The organism is Labedella populi, assembly GCF_004078655.1.
GTDB classification, from domain to species: Bacteria; Actinomycetota; Actinomycetes; order Actinomycetales; family Microbacteriaceae; genus Labedella; species Labedella populi.
Map to the genome: position 1 here is coordinate 34,531 of NZ_RZNC01000004.1, position 14,675 is coordinate 49,205.

The window sequence follows — 14,675 nt, forward strand, 5'->3', positions numbered from 1 at the left end:
GGCGACCAAAAAAATGTCACACGATGGTCGACCAGCTTCTTTTCAACGACGAGAGGACCACGATCATGCAGCAGATGGACGGCACCGCGGACACACCCGAGCTGGAGGAGCTCTACCGTGACTTCGCGGCGAACGACATGGCTCCGTTGTGGACGCAGCGGGACGATCTCATGCCGATGACGCCGGCCCCGCAGGCGATCCCCCACGTCTGGCGGTGGAAGACCCTCTTCGACATCGCTCAACGCTCCGGGGATCTGGTGCCGGTGGGGCGCGGCGGCGAACGTCGAGCCGTCGGTCTCACCAACCCCGGCCTCCCGGGCACCGGGTACGCGACACCCACCCTCTGGTGCGCGATCCAGTACCTCGGCGGCCATGAGACCGCCCCGGAGCACCGCCACTCGCAGAACGCCTTCCGCTTCGTCGTCGAGGGCGAGGGCGTCTGGACCGTCGTCAACGGTGATCCCGTCGCCATGCGCCGAGGCGATCTCCTCCTCACACCCGGGTGGAACTTCCACGGTCACCACAACGACACCGCGAACCCGATGGCCTGGATCGACGGCCTCGACATCCCATTCTCGAGCCAGATGGACGTCGGGTTCTTCGAGTTCGGCTCGGAACGGGTGACCGACGAGGCCTCCCCGGCCGTCTCCCGAGCGGAACGGCTCTGGGCGCACCCCGGGCTCCGCCCCCTGTCAGGTCTCGAGGACAAGGTCTCGTCACCGCTCAGTGCCTACCGGTGGGAGCACACCGACTCAGCACTGCGGGAACAGTTGGCACTCGAGGACGAGGGCTTCCCCGCCACCGTGGAGCAGGGGCATGCGGCGATCCGCTACTCAAACCCCACGACGGGCGGCGACGTGATGTCGACGATCCGCTGCGAGTTCCACCGGCTCCGGGCCGGCGTCTCGACACCCGTGCGCCACGAGGTCGGCTCGTCCGTCTGGCAGGTCTTCGAGGGCGAGGGCATGGTCGTCCTCGGCGAGGTCGAAACGCGACTCGAGACCGGCGACCTCTTCGTCGTTCCCAGTTGGGTGCCGTGGTCGCTCCACTCCGACACACAGTTCGACCTCTTCCGGTTCTCGGACGCACCGATCATGGAACGCCTCAACTTCGCCCGCACCTTCGTCCCCTCGGCGAACTGACCACCCCTCTACTCGGAAGCCATCATGAGACTCGCAACACTCCGCACCCCCGCAGCGACCGTCGCCGTGCGCGTCGACGAAACCGTCGCCGTCGAGATCGACGGGTTCGCCGACGTCGGCACACTTCTCGGCGACCCCGACTGGGAGACGCTCGCGCGCTCCGCCGACGGCGCCTCCCGGGACCTCGACGGGATCGAGGAGTCCCATTGGGCGGCGGTCGTGCCCTCCCCGTCGAAGATCGTCTGCGTCGGGCTCAACTACCGCAACCACATCCTCGAGATGGGTCGGGAACTGCCCCAGTACCCGACTCTGTTCGCGAAGTACCCCGAGGCGCTCATCGGTCCGTACGATCCGATCGTCCTCCCCGAGTACGCCGCGAGCGCCGTGGACTGGGAGGCCGAGCTCGCGATCGTCATCGGTTCGCGTGCGCGTCGTGTGAACGAGGCCGACGCGGCGAAGGCCATCGCCGGCTACTCGGTCATCAATGACGTCACCCTGCGCGATTTCCAGTATCGGACACCCGAATGGTTGCAGGGCAAGACGTTCGAGGGCTCCACCCCGTTCGGACCGGTCCTCGTCACCACGGACGAATACGCGCTCGGTACGGAACTGTCGACGACGGTCGACGGGGAGAAGATGCAGTCGACGACCACCGACGACCTCGTCTTCGGGCCCGCGGCCCTCGTCTCCTACATCTCCCACATCGTGACGCTGAACCCCGGCGACGTGATCGCGTCCGGAACCCCGGGGGGCGTCGGCCACGCCCGCGATCCGAAGCGCTACCTCGGAGACGGCGCCGTCCTCACGACCGTGATCGAGGGCATCGGCTCCATCACGAGCGTCGTGACCGTCGAGGTCTGATCGTGGCCGCCCGGACCGACAACGTCAGCGATCCCGCCCTCGCCGCCGGCCTCCTCGTCGCGCGTCGAGGACAAGCCTTCTACTCCCGGAAGCTCAACGAACTGTCCGACGACGATCTCGGCGCGCCGTCGCTGCTCCCTGCGTGGAGTCGACGCCACGTCGTCGCGCACGTGGGGCTCAACGCGCGTGCGCTGACCCGGCTCACGGAGTGGGCCGCGACGGGCATCGAGACCCCCATGTACGACTCGCCGGAGCAGCGCACGGAGGAGATCGACTTCGCCGCGACCCTCCCGGCGCAGGCGCTGCGGAATCTCTCGGATCACGCCGCCATCCACCTCAACGTCGAATGGCGGGATCTGCCGGAGACGGCGTGGGCGAACGAGGTGAGAACGGCGCACGGGCGGGTCGTCCCGGTGTCGGAGACGGTGTGGATGCGGACTCGCGAAGTGTGGATCCACGCGGTCGACCTCGGCAACGGCGCGTCCTTCCGGGACATCCCGGCGGAGGTGATCGATCGCCTCCTCGACGATGTGCAGTCGGCGTGGGTGACCCGTGCAGGATCCGACGGACGGCCGCCCATGCTCGAGGCGACGGATCGACCTCGTGTCTCGTCGACGGCTGCGGCCGCGGTCCAGGGGCCCGCGTGGCGGCTCGCCGCATGGGCGACGGGCCGCGGAAGCGCTGATGGCCTGTCGACGAGCGACGGCGCCCCCCTGCCGTCGGCGCCGAGATGGCTCTGACGGCGACCGTCGGCTAACGCGGCGCGGCGCTACAATACTCGCGGCCGGTGATGGACGGGTCACCGACGCGAACAGGATCCGGAGCGAGGGATGATCGAGCGGAAGTCGGTCGGTCCCGAAGCCGGGGCCGTCCACAAGGTACTCAACAACAACGTCCTGATCACGATGGATCCGCTCGGTCGCGAGCAGGTGCTGATGGGACGCGGTCTCGCTTTCCAGGCGAGGCCCGGTGATCCCGTCGATCTCACGAAGGTCGAGAAGTCGTACACCCTCGACGTCGACGTCAACCGCACGCACATCCACGAGGTTCTCGCGGCCGCACCCTACGAAGTGATCGCCGCGGTGAACGGCGCCGTCGACCATGCTGAGAGGTCCCTCGGTCGCGACCTCGGTCGGCACCTTCCCATCGCGATCATCGACCACGTCCAGTTCCTCTTGGAACGTCTGCGCACCGGCGTCGATCTGCCTTCCGCGAGCATGCCCGAGGTGCGTGTGCTCTACCCGGACGAATCCCGCGCGGCGACGGAGATGTCAGAGCACCTCGCTGCCGCCCTCGCCGTCGAACTCCCGACGGACGAGTCGGTGTTCCTCACGATGCACCTCCTCAACGCGACACGGGACGAACCCAACGGGACCGCCGCGCTACTGTTCCGCCGGGTGCAGCACGTCGTCAAGACCGTTGAGCGATCCACAGGGGTGTCACTCGACGTCGAGAGTCTCGATTACGCGCGCTTCATCCTCCATGTCAAGTTCCTGCTCCAGCGCCTCGTGTCCGAGTCGATGCTCCGCAGCGCTGACACGTCGTTCTACGATTTCGCACGGGTGAAGTACCCGCGCGCTGCGGCGTGCGCCGACGAGGTCAAGGCCTACGTGCTCGCCGCGACGGGCTCCGTTCTGACGGACGAGGAGTTGCTCTACCTGATCGTCCACGTCGAGCGCCTCATCCAGCGCGTCGGCCCGGACTGACCCGTCCCCGGCGAGACCGGCATGTGTTACCGTTTCCTCTGCGAGACGATGACCGTCACGCAGAAGCCAGGATTGTTACTGCACGGCAGGCAAAACCTGAGTTCACCCTTCGGACGCGATCCGGCGGGCGGGCTCAGGTTTTTTTTATGCCCGCGAGCGGTCCGCTTCTCCTCACAGTGCCGCGAGGACGCGGCGAAGGGTGGAACGACGATGGATTACGGGAAGACCGCTGCGGGTGTCCTGGCGGGGGTCGGTGGAGGAGACAACGTCGCCTCTGTCGTCCACTGCGCTACACGGCTGCGATTCGAACTCAAGGACACGGCGAAGGCCGATCCCGACGCGATCCGCTCGATCCCCGGAGTGATCACCACGGCGGAAGCCGGAGGCCAGTTCCAGGTGGTCATCGGCAACGAGGTCCCGGAGGTCTACGCCGAGATCGCGAAGACGACCGGCGGTGCGCCGGGCGAGCGACGGTCGAAGCAGCGCGATGACGCGGCGAAGCCGAACGTGTTCAACAGGTTCATCGCCATGATCTCGGCACTGTTCTCGCCGCTGCTCTGGGTTCTCGCCGCCGCGGGCCTCCTCAAGGCGTTGCTGTCGGCGTCCGTCGCGTTCGGCTGGATCGACTCGACCACGACGACGTATGCGATGCTCAATGCCATCTCCGACGGCTTCTTCTACTTCCTCCCCGTGATCCTGGCGGTCACCGCGGCCAAGTACTTCGAGGCCAACCAGATGACGTCGATGGCGATGGCCGCCGCGCTCGTCTACCCGGCGATCGTCGCGCTCGACGGCCAGCCGGACGTCTCGTTCTTCGGTATCCCCGTCGTGATGGTGAGTTACGTCTCGAGCGTCATCCCGGTGATCATCATGGTCTGGCTGCAGTCGCACGTCGAGCGGTTCCTCTACGCGAAGCTGCACTCGTCGATCAGGCGGCTCTTCACGCCCATGATCGTGCTGCTCCTCCTGGTCTCGCTGACGTTCCTCGTCATCGGACCCCTCGCCAACGCCGTCTCATCGGGCCTGGCCGCGGGGATCGGCTGGCTCTTCGACTACGTTCCGGCTCTCGGCGGCGCGATCACCGGTGGGCTCTGGCAGGTGTTCGTCATCTTCGGCGTCCACTGGGGGATCATCCCGCTCATGATCGTCGAGTTCCAGGAGAACGGGAACGTCGCACTGCTCGCACCGATCTTCGCCGCAGTGCTCGCCCAGGCTGGAGCCGTCCTCGGCGTCCTCGTACGGACTCGGAGCAAGCAGCTGCGCGCCCTCTCCGCTCCCGCGGCGATCTCCGCCTTCCTCGCGGGCGTCACCGAACCCGCCATCTACGGCATCAACCTCCCCCTCAAGCGGCCCTTCGCGTTCGGAATCGTCGGCGGGGCCGTCGGCGGCGCGATCATCGCCGCCGGAGGCATCACGGCGAACGCCTTCGTACTCGCATCGGGGCTCTCCCTGCCCGTCCTCTTCGGATCGGGTTCGGTGTGGGTCCTCCTCACCGCGCTCGCGGTGTCCATCGTGGTGCCGTTCGTGCTCGTCCTCGTCTTCGGCTTCACCGATCGCGTCGACGACGCCCCCGTGACGGCGTCCCCCGATCTGCAGGTCGTCAGTCCGCTCGACGGAACGGCCGTCCCCCTCTCGCAGGTGCCCGACGCAGCTTTCGCCGACGGTTCGCTCGGGCAGGGCATCGCGATCGTCCCGACCGGCGGAACGCTCTTCGCTCCCGTGGCGGGCGAGGTCGTGGCCGTGTTCCCGACCGGGCACGCGATCGGCATCCGCTCCGAGGACGGCGTCGAGATCCTCATCCACATCGGCATCAACACTGTCGAGCTCGGTGGCGAGCACTTCTCGGTCACGACCGAGAAGGGAGCAACCGTCGCGGCGGGCGACGTGCTCGTCGAGTTCGACACCGCGGCCATCGCCGCAGCCGGATACGACCTCACCACACCGATCATCGTCACCAACGACGATGCGTTCCCGACCATCGGCAGCCCGGCGAGCGGTGCGATCCGCCACGGCGACCCGCTCTACCTCGCCATCGCGTCCGAGGCGGCGGCGGCACGGTGACAGACTCGGGGCGGGGCCGACGGTGATCGGTCCCGCCCCGACGCAGTTCGACGGGATCACGGATCCCGGCAGGAAGAGGAGAGACGTATGACGACGCGCGCACCGGGCTTCCCCGATGGTTTCCTCTGGGGAGGAGCGACGGCAGCGAACCAGGTCGAGGGCGGCTTCGACGAGGGCGGGAAGGGACCGTCCATCCAGGACGTCATGGCTCGCGGGTTGTCAGGTCCGCCGACGATCGCACCGACCCCCGACAACCTGAAGCACGTGGCATCGGACTTCTACCACCGCTACGTGGAGGACATAGCCCTGTTCGCCGAGATGGGATTCACCGTCTACCGCTTCTCCATCGCCTGGAGCCGGATCTTCCCTCGCGGCGACGAGGAGCAGCCGAACGAGGAGGGCCTGGCGTTCTACGACCGGGTGCTCGACGAGCTCGAGAAACACGGCATCGAGCCGCTCGTGACGATCTCCCACTACGAGACGCCACTGCACCTCGCGCAGACCTACGACGGCTGGATCAGTCGCGAACTGATCGGGTTCTACGAGCGATATGCGCGGGTCCTCTTCGAGCGGTACGGCAACCGAGTGAGGTATTGGCTCACCTTCAACGAGATCAATTCCCTCCTCCACGCCCCCCTCATGAGCGGCGGCATCCTGACCCCGCGGGAACGCCTTACCGATCAGGACCTCTATCAGGCGATGCACCATGAACTCGTGGCGAGCGCGGCGGCGACCCGGATCGCCCGCGAGGTGACGCCGCAGGCGGAGATCGGATGCATGATCCTCGCGATGCCGACGTACCCCCTCAGTCCGTCCCCGGACGACGCGCTGGCCGTGATGACGGCCGACCACACGAATCTCGTCTTCGGCGACGTGCACACGCGTGGCCGCTACCCGGGCTACTTCCTCCGGACCCTGAGGGAGAGGGGGATCGAGCTCGACATCACCGACGAGGACAGGGACATCCTGACCAACACGGTCGACTTCGTCTCCTTCAGCTACTACATGAGCGTGTGCGAGACCGCGGACGCGGATAAGCGCATCGTGGGCGCCGGCAACATCATGGGCGGCGTCCACAACCCGACGCTCGAGGCAAGCGAATGGGGTTGGCAGATCGACCCCGTGGGTCTCCGCATCGCGCTCAACCAGTTCTGGGACCGGTGGCAGAAGCCCCTCTTCGTCGTCGAGAACGGCATCGGGGCGCGCGACGAGCTCGTCGAGACGAACGGGGTTCTCACCGTGGAGGACGACTACCGGATCTCCTACCTCAACGATCATCTCGTCCAGGTGGGCGAAGCGGTCGCCGACGGCGTCGAGGTCATGGGGTACACCGCGTGGGGGTGCATCGACATCGTGAGCGCGAGCACCGCCCAGATGAGCAAGCGCTACGGACTCATCTACGTCGACCGCAACGACGATGGGACCGGCACGCTCGACCGGTACCGCAAGAAGTCGTTCGGATGGTACGCGGACGTGATCCGGACCAATGGCGCGTCCCTGACCTCGTGATGTGCCGCACCATCCTGCAGCCCGTGACAGCGGGGGTCTCGCGATGACTGCGCGGACGATCTTCCTCGACGTGGACGGGACCCTCATCGATCACGATCAGCATCTGGCCCCGTCGGCGATCGCGGCGGTCGGCGATGCTCGTCGCCGAGGGCACCTCGTCTTCCTGAGCACGGGCCGTTCGCGGAGCGAGATCCCGGACGAAGTCCTGGCCATCGGCTTCGACGGCGTCATCTCCGCCGGCGGAGGCTTCACCGAACGACACGGCGTTCTGGTCGACAGTCGCCTCCTCACCGCGCGTGACGTCGAGGAGATCCAATCGTTCCTCTCCTCACGAGGGATCGAGTACATCATGCAGGGCTACGACGCCATCCATCCCAGTCGAGGAGCGGCGGAGCGCCTCTCCAGCGCCCTTGCCTCCGGGCGGGTCGGAAGCGAGCGGGATGGGGCGGACGATGACGAACTCCTCGCGCGGCTCTCCTATCGGGGCGCGGCTCCGACCGAGGGAATCGCCAAGGTGACCTTCCTCGGTGATCACCCGCGAACGTTCGTGACCGTCCGTGACGGGCTCGGCGACGGCTTCCACGTGATCACGGGGACGATCCCGTACCTCGGCGAGGCGGGGGGCGAGGTGAGCAGGCGCGGCGTCGACAAAGGCGCGGCGATCGAACGCCTCCTCGCCGCGGAGGGCCTCTCGCTCGACGACGCCGTCGCGATCGGCGACAGCGCCAACGATCTCGAGATGCTCGAGATCGTTGGCCTCGGGATCGCGATGGGGAACGCCGACGCGGCGGTGAAAGCCGTCGCCGACGAGATCACGCGCCCGGTCTCACAGGACGGCGTCTGGCACGCCCTGCGGTCCCACGGACTGATCTGATCCGGTGCCCGCGGGAGAGTCGGGCCCGACTCCCGCGGGGACATCCCGGCGGCGGCTCCCACGTCCGTCGCGCTGTCGATCGCGCTCCATGACGAAAGTCCCCGGTCGCGCCTGAAGAATCAGGACTACCGGGGACTTCGTGGTGGCGGTGACGGTGGGATTTGAACCCACGGTAGGGGGTTACCCTACACAACTTTTCGAGAGTTGCACCTTCGGCCGCTCGGACACGTCACCGCCGTCGAGTGTAGCCGAGCGAGCGGGTCGGCGCGAATCGGGACCGCAGTCGAGTGCTCCTCGACCGCGGCGGTTTCTCCCCACGCCCTCAGTCCGGCGCTCCACTGTCGGGGGTCGCCACTAGCCTCGACCCATGCCCAAGAACACCGCAGCCTTCCAGTGCAACGAGTGCGGGTGGCAGGCAGCCAAGTGGGCCGGCCGCTGCCCGGAGTGCCAGCAGTGGGGCACCGTCGTCGAGGCCGGAACGGCCACGGGCATCGTCACGCGCATCAAGCCGTCCGTCGTCGCCGACGACCGCGTCGCGCGCCGCATCACCGAGATCGACGACGTCGAGGTCAGCCACTGGTCGAGCGGCATCGACGAGTTCGACCGCGTCCTCGGAGGCGGATTCGTTCGCGGCGCCGCCGTGCTTCTCTCGGGCGAGCCTGGGGTCGGCAAGTCGACCCTCCTTCTCGAGGTCGCCGCTCGCGCCGCCCGACGCGGCATGCGTGTGCTCTACGTGAGCGCCGAGGAATCGGTCGCGCAGGTTCGCATGCGTGCCCAGCGCACCGACGCCCTGTCGGACAACCTCTACCTCGCCTCCGAGACCGATCTGGCGACCGTGCTCGGCCAGGTCGACGCCGTCGTCCCGCAGCTCCTCATCGTCGACTCGGTGCAGACGGTCGCGAGCGCGAACGTCGACGGACTCGCGGGGCAGCCGAGTCAGGTGCGCGAGGTCGCATCCGCCCTCATCCGCATCGCGAAGGACCGGGCACTCCCCCTCGTCCTCGTCGGCCACGTCACGAAAGACGGCACCATCGCCGGCCCGCGTGTCCTCGAACACCTCGTCGACGTCGTGTGCCACTTCGAGGGCGACCGCCACACCGCGCTCCGTTTCATCCGAGCGCTCAAGAACCGCTTCGGTCCCACCGACGAGGTCGGCTGCTTCGAGATGACAGGCGACGGCATCGCGCAGGTCGCCGACCCGAGCGAACTCTTCCTCAGCCGCCAGAAGTCCGTCCCTGGCACGTGCGTCACGGTCTCGATGGAGGGCAAGCGCGCCATCCCGGTCGAGATCCAGGCGCTCGTCACGAGCACGCAGTCACCCAACCCTCGTCGCGTCACCAACGGCGTCGACCCGTCCCGCGTCGCGATGCTGCTCGCGGTGCTCGAGCGTCGCGGCGGCATCAAGCTCAGCGAGTACGACGTCTACGTCTCGACGGTGGGAGGGGTCCGTCTCACCGAACCGGCCGCCGACCTCGCGATCGCGATCGCGCTCGCCTCCACGGTCAAGGACTGGCCCATCCCGGAGACCCTCGCCGCCTACGGCGAGATCTCCCTAGCCGGCGAGGTGCGGCCGGTGAGTTCCGCCACCCACCGCGCGTCGGAGGCGCGACGCCTCGGCTATCGCACCGTCGTCGACGCGTCGACGGGTACGCTCCGTGCTGCGCTCGGCATGGCCCGCGCCGCGACCGAGCCCGTCGTCGTACCCGATTTCTGATCCGGCTCGACACGCCACCATGCAGAACCCCGTCACCCGGGCGCTCATCCTCGCGCCGTTCATGTCCCGATTCATCGAACCGACAGAAAGCCCCAATAGGGTCGAAGCCGTGACCGAACCGTCCTCGCAGAACCCGCCATCAGACGACACGCGCAGCAGCACCGCCTCCCCCGGCCAGCCGACGGGACGCGCGGAACAGTCCGGCGACACGCTCGCCTCCCTCGACCCGGCCGCGCTGGATCCGGCCGCCGTCGCCGAGGCCCGCAGGCTGCGCACCGACTTCACACGCTTCATGATGCAGTACCAGTTCGCCATCGACGAAGTGCTCACGAAGATCTCGATCCTGCAGGACGAGTTCACCCACCTGCACTCCTACAACCCCATCGAGCACGTCAACTCCCGCGTCAAGAGCCCCGAGAGCATCATCGAGAAGGTCGCCCGGAAGAACTGCGACCCCTCCTTCGAAGCCATCCGCGCGACAATCACCGACATCGCCGGCGTCCGCATCACGTGCAGCTTCATCGCCGACACCTACCGGGTCCTCGACATGCTCACGGCCCAGAGCGACATCACGGTGCGTGAGATCAAGGACTACATCACCAACCCCAAATCCAACGGCTACAAGAGCCTGCACGCCATCATCGAGATCCCGGTGTTCATGTCGAACGGTGTCGTCCCCGTGCTCGTCGAGCTCCAGATCCGCACGATCGCGATGGACTTCTGGGCGAGCCTCGAGCACAAGATCTACTACAAGTACAGCGGCGAGGTCCCCGTGCACCTCGTCTCGACGCTCACCGAGACCGCGCAGATCGCGTCGGAGCTCGACCGCCGCATGGAGCACCTCCACGCCGAGGTCCGCGCCCTCGACTCCGAGACCGACGCATGGGGCGACGACTCGACGACCGTGCCCGCGCCTGCGATGCCCGAGACGATCGTCACGCAGCTCCAGGAACTCCGCCGCCGGGGCGGTACCCAGCAGGTCTGATCCCTCGGGCGCGGCGAAGCGAGAACGTCAGGCGCCCGCGGCCGGCTGCCCGTCCTCGGCTCCGGCATCGAGCGCGAGCACGCGCTGCAGTTCCGCCGGCGTCGCCTGCATCGCGTTCGGACCGGCGATGTCGAAGAAGACCGACTCGATGTCGTCGCCGTAGGTGCGGAGGAACGCGGCGAGCCACTCACCGTCGTAGAGGCCGACGAAAGGCGGCAGCGCCTCCGGCTTGTTCCTCGCGTCGGAGAACAGCAGCAGCGCGAGCCGGGCCGTCTCCGGCTGCCGGTACATCCACACGTCCGGCGTCGTGGTCGGCTTGTCGCGGTCGACGGCCGACGCGAGCGGCACGACGACGGGGTGGTGGCGGAGCGCGAACGCGACGGCCGCCATGTCCTGCTTCTCCAGCGCGTCCGCGAGGACCGGGGATGAGAAGTCGGGCTTCTGCTTCTTCGCCATGGTCCCAGTCTGCCAAACATCCGAGCCGCCTCTCCCCCGTGCTTGCGGATGGAAGAGCCGGAGTCAAGCGGGCGACGTCCCCCCGCAACTCGTGAGGGGATAGGCGTATGAAGCATGTCACCTACGCACAGAAGTCCCTCCTCATGGGTGACGACATGGCGGACGCGCTGCTCGCCTACGCGGCCCTGCTCGCCGACGCCGGGTCGGCCGACAGTGTCCAGGTGAAGAGCCTGGGGATCGACGGCGAGGAGGTCGTCGCGACGTTCGTGCTCGGGAACGGCATCGATCTGATGGCCGAGACGACCCGATCGCAGCTCCCCGAGCCGGACAACTCGGCGACTCTGCAGTACATTCGAGACCGCTCCGAGGCGGTCAACAACGTCGAGACGCACGTGCCCGTGGCGGCGACGCCGTCGGACTTCGGGGATCTGGACGACGCGTGACCCGGCGCGGACGCGGCGCCCGGACGGCGATCTGGACCGATGCACCCGGAGCCTCCAGCGTCGACGCAGGAGAAAGGACACGCGTGATCCGTCATACGTGCACCATCGGCTCGAACTCGTACATCCTCGCGCAGGGCCACGACATGAACGAACTCAAAGCGCAGATGCTCGACGCCGTCCGCTCCGGCGGCGGATTCGTCGACGTCGTCGTCTTCGGGAACCGGCGACTCTCCGTGCTCGTCTCGCCGGGAACCAACGTCATCTTCGAGACGGCCGAGGGTCGACGTCGATCTCCGGGACACGGGTGACGTCGCTCAACCCTTCACGACCATCGACGAGTGGGCGTTTTGAGTTCCGCGTTCTGAGTTCCGAGCCGCTGCTGCCGGCGTGCGGCTTCGAATGGTCGGTCGAGACGTCTATCCGCCTCAGTACAGCAGGAACTGGGCGGACTCCGTGGAGACGATACCCGCGACCGACGTCGACAGGTGATACGACGCGCCTCCGGCGGGGACCGCCGGGCGCTCGTCGTCGCACGTGTCCGTGGCCGATCGAGTGCGATCCCATGAGATCGCGGGGTTCGACGTGATCGTCGTCTGCGGCTCGAGGAGCATGATCGCGTTCGTGGGCTCGACCTGGCAATCGGTCGAGGTCCAATAGGTGTCCTGGCCACTCGTCACGGTGAACACCTGCTGGCTCGTCCCCACGTCGATAGTGCAGGCGGCGTCGCCCGTGTTCGTGAGCGCGAGGGAGAGCTGCGGCAATTCGCCCGACTCATACGTCGACTTGTCGGTGTGGGCCTCGACGGTCACCGTCTCCGCTGTGCACTCGGGCTCGCCCTCCTCGGCTGACACCGACGGAGAGGGCGTGACCCCGGGAGCTGCGACGGAGGGAGTCACCGACGGACTCGCGCTCGGACTCGGACTCGGCGCTCCGCTCGGGGACTCTTCCTGCCCGGACGAGGACCCGGGCTTGAGGACCACGAGAGCGATCACGGCGACGATCGCGAGGAAGCCGAGCAGGACGACGAGCCGGCGACGCCGGTAGACGGCCTTCGACGGGCGCTGGGGGCGTTCACGCGTCGACATGCCCTCAGGATAGATCGCGACCGGCTCGATCCTGTGGCGGCACGCTGCCCGCGCGGCGAGGCGGGTCCCGCCCTTCACGGCCGCCTCACAGCTTCGGAGGAACAGTGGTGACCCACCATCCGTTGCACCGGATGACGCCGAACGTCCGGTGTCGGACAGGGTGCCGCAGCCAGCGGCATCCGGAAGGAGGACCAGGTGGCACAGGAGTACCGCAAGACCCCGGAGGCGCTCGCTCGCCTCACCCCCACCCAGTACCGGGTCACGCAGGAGGAGGGCACCGAGCCCGCCTTCCGCAACCAGTACTGGGACAACCACGAGGACGGCCTGTACGTCGACGTCGTATCGGGTCAGCCGCTCTTCAGCTCGCGCGACAAGTACGACAGCCGGTCGGGCTGGCCGAGCTTTACCCGGCCCATCGCTGCGGACGTCGTCACCGAGAAGGTCGACCGCTCGCTCTTCATGAAGCGCGTCGAGGTCCGCTCCTCGGCAGCGGACAGCCACCTCGGGCACGTCTTCGACGACGGCCCGCGCGAGGCCGGTGGTCTGAGATACTGCATGAACTCGGCCGCCATGCGCTTCGTGCCGGTCGCCGAGCTCGACGAGCAGGGATACGGCGAGTACCGCTCGCTGTTCGAGACGAACGGGACGCCCGCAGCGTCCCAGAAGGAGGACGCATCATGACCACCGAGACCGCCATCCTCGCGGGAGGATGTTTCTGGGGCATGCAGGAGCTCATCCGCTCCCGCCCGGGCGTCGTGTCGACACGCGTCGGTTACGCCGGCGACGACAGCACCCCCAACGCCACCTACCGTGCGCACGGCGACCACGCCGAGGCGATCGAGATCGTGTTCGACCCCGAGAAGACGTCGTTCCGCGAGCAGCTCGAGTTCTTCTTCCAGGTCCACGACCCCACGACGAAGGACCGTCAGGGCAACGACCGCGGCCGCAGCTACCGCTCCGCGATCTTCCCCCAGAGCGACGAGCAGGAGCGGATCGCGCGCGACACGATCGCGGACGTGAACGCGTCGGGCATCTGGCCGGGACCCGTCGTCACCGAGATCGCCCGTGTGCGTGATTTCTGGGAGGCGGAGCCGGAGCACCAGGACTACCTCCAGGTCTACCCCAACGGCTACACATGCCACTTCGTGCGGCCCGGCTGGACCCTTCCGAAGCGTGAGTCCCAGCCCGTGAGCTGACCTCCGCCCGCTCGACACGATCGCGCCGGTACTCGAGTCATCGAGTACCGGCGCGATTTTTGCTGTCCGGCGTGGCGATCTAGGAGGGGATCTCGACAGCGGGCGGCGCGTCGAGCAATTTGAGCATGCGCGTGTTGCCGAGCGTGTTCGGCTTCACGCGCGCGAGTTCGAGGAACTCCGCGACGCCCTCGTCGCTCGACCGCACGAGTTCGGCATAGACCTCGGGCGAGACGACCGTCTCCCCGATGGGGTGGAAGCCGTGGCCGGAGAAGAAGTCCACCTCGAAGGTGAGGCAGAAGAGCCTCTTGAGTCCGAGCTCGACCGCGTCGCGCTGCAGCTGCTCGAGGATCGCGTGACCCACGCCGTGGTGGAGCCAGCGCTCGGAGACCGCAAGGGTCCGGATCTCTCCGAGGTCCTCCCACAGCGTGTGCAAGGCCCCGCATCCCACGAGCTCGCCTCCGGGCACCTCCGCGACCTCGAATTCCTGGATGGACTCGTAGTACGCCACGCGCTCCTTGCCGATGAGGATGCGGCGTCGGACGTACGGCGCGACGAGCGACTCGATCGCGGGGACGTCGGAGGCGCGGGCACGGCGGACGGTGAAGGGCGAGGCCATCCCCCCACCCTAGATCGCTCTCCCCGC

16 protein-coding genes and 1 tRNA gene are annotated in these 14,675 nt (G+C 67.6%); 13 read left to right on the forward strand and 4 right to left on the reverse strand.

Annotated elements, in window-relative coordinates:
• Positions 1–65: 65 nt before the first annotated feature.
• From ELQ92_RS11685 to ELQ92_RS11715, 7 genes are all read left to right on the forward strand, one after another.
• Entirely contained in the window at positions 66–1,142 is a 1,077-nt protein-coding gene (locus tag ELQ92_RS11685; RefSeq protein WP_128499594.1) for a cupin domain-containing protein, read from the forward strand.
• 24 nt (positions 1,143–1,166) lie between these two features.
• Positions 1,167–2,003 carry a fumarylacetoacetate hydrolase family protein gene (locus ELQ92_RS11690; RefSeq protein ID WP_128499193.1) on the forward strand — a complete coding sequence of 279 codons (837 nt, stop codon included), beginning with the start codon at positions 1,167–1,169 and terminating at the stop codon, positions 2,001–2,003.
• 2 nt (positions 2,004–2,005) lie between these two features.
• Positions 2,006–2,743: a maleylpyruvate isomerase family mycothiol-dependent enzyme gene (locus ELQ92_RS11695; protein ID WP_128499195.1), complete on the forward strand. Its 738-nt coding sequence runs from the start codon at positions 2,006–2,008 to the stop codon at positions 2,741–2,743.
• Positions 2,744–2,833: 90 nt separating this feature from the next.
• Positions 2,834–3,709 (forward strand): PRD domain-containing protein, encoded by an 876-nt coding sequence (locus tag ELQ92_RS11700; protein WP_128499197.1) that lies wholly within the window; start codon positions 2,834–2,836, stop codon positions 3,707–3,709.
• Between the two features lie 210 nt (positions 3,710–3,919).
• Positions 3,920–5,770 (forward strand): beta-glucoside-specific PTS transporter subunit IIABC, encoded by a 1,851-nt coding sequence (locus ELQ92_RS11705; protein WP_128499199.1) that lies wholly within the window; start codon positions 3,920–3,922, stop codon positions 5,768–5,770.
• 87 nt (positions 5,771–5,857) lie between these two features.
• Positions 5,858–7,279 carry a glycoside hydrolase family 1 protein gene (locus ELQ92_RS11710; RefSeq protein WP_128499201.1) on the forward strand — a complete coding sequence of 474 codons (1,422 nt, stop codon included), beginning with the start codon at positions 5,858–5,860 and terminating at the stop codon, positions 7,277–7,279.
• 43 nt (positions 7,280–7,322) lie between these two features.
• Entirely contained in the window at positions 7,323–8,153 is an 831-nt protein-coding gene (locus ELQ92_RS11715; RefSeq protein WP_128499203.1) for a Cof-type HAD-IIB family hydrolase, read from the forward strand.
• A gap of 143 nt (positions 8,154–8,296) precedes the next feature.
• Here the strand turns inward: ELQ92_RS11715 and ELQ92_RS11720 are convergent.
• Positions 8,297–8,387: transfer RNA gene (locus tag ELQ92_RS11720), tRNA-Ser, on the reverse strand.
• A 133-nt stretch (positions 8,388–8,520) separates the two neighbouring features.
• Here ELQ92_RS11720 and radA point away from each other — a divergent pair.
• Both radA and ELQ92_RS11730 read left to right on the forward strand, forming a co-directional pair.
• Positions 8,521–9,867, forward strand: coding sequence for a DNA repair protein RadA (gene radA, locus ELQ92_RS11725; protein WP_128499205.1), 1,347 nt, complete (start codon positions 8,521–8,523; stop codon positions 9,865–9,867).
• Between the two features lie 235 nt (positions 9,868–10,102).
• The gene (locus ELQ92_RS11730; protein ID WP_243695018.1) at positions 10,103–10,852 is read left to right on the forward strand and encodes a GTP pyrophosphokinase; all 750 of its coding nucleotides are present in this window, start codon (positions 10,103–10,105) and stop codon (positions 10,850–10,852) included.
• Positions 10,853–10,879: 27 nt separating this feature from the next.
• On the opposite strand, the gene ELQ92_RS11735 is transcribed toward ELQ92_RS11730, so the two are convergent.
• Entirely contained in the window at positions 10,880–11,308 is a 429-nt protein-coding gene (locus ELQ92_RS11735) for a dehydrogenase (protein WP_128499207.1), read from the reverse strand.
• A 107-nt stretch (positions 11,309–11,415) separates the two neighbouring features.
• Between ELQ92_RS11735 and ELQ92_RS11740 the strand changes: the two genes are divergently transcribed.
• Together ELQ92_RS11740 and ELQ92_RS11745 are read left to right on the forward strand one after the other, a co-directional pair.
• Positions 11,416–11,751, forward strand: a complete 336-nt coding sequence (locus ELQ92_RS11740; protein ID WP_128499209.1) for a hypothetical protein — start codon at positions 11,416–11,418, stop codon at positions 11,749–11,751.
• Between the two features lie 83 nt (positions 11,752–11,834).
• The gene (locus tag ELQ92_RS11745) at positions 11,835–12,059 is read left to right on the forward strand and encodes a hypothetical protein (protein WP_128499211.1); all 225 of its coding nucleotides are present in this window, start codon (positions 11,835–11,837) and stop codon (positions 12,057–12,059) included.
• A gap of 117 nt (positions 12,060–12,176) precedes the next feature.
• Here the strand turns inward: ELQ92_RS11745 and ELQ92_RS11750 are convergent, their stop codons facing one another.
• Positions 12,177–12,836 carry a hypothetical protein gene (locus ELQ92_RS11750; protein ID WP_128499213.1) on the reverse strand — a complete coding sequence of 220 codons (660 nt, stop codon included), beginning with the start codon at positions 12,834–12,836 and terminating at the stop codon, positions 12,177–12,179.
• Between the two features lie 195 nt (positions 12,837–13,031).
• On the opposite strand from ELQ92_RS11750, the gene msrB reads away from it, so the two are divergent.
• A complete protein-coding gene (gene msrB / locus ELQ92_RS11755) occupies positions 13,032–13,517 on the forward strand; it encodes a peptide-methionine (R)-S-oxide reductase MsrB (RefSeq protein ID WP_128499215.1) in 486 nt (161 codons plus the stop codon).
• Positions 13,514–14,032, forward strand: a complete 519-nt coding sequence (msrA, locus tag ELQ92_RS11760) for a peptide-methionine (S)-S-oxide reductase MsrA (protein ID WP_128499217.1) — start codon at positions 13,514–13,516, stop codon at positions 14,030–14,032. The genes msrB and msrA overlap by 4 nt, the downstream gene beginning before the upstream one ends.
• 79 nt (positions 14,033–14,111) lie before the next feature.
• On the opposite strand, the gene ELQ92_RS11765 is transcribed toward msrA, so the two are convergent.
• Entirely contained in the window at positions 14,112–14,648 is a 537-nt protein-coding gene (locus ELQ92_RS11765; RefSeq protein ID WP_128499219.1) for an amino-acid N-acetyltransferase, read from the reverse strand.
• Between the last annotated feature and the right edge of the window lie 27 nt (positions 14,649–14,675).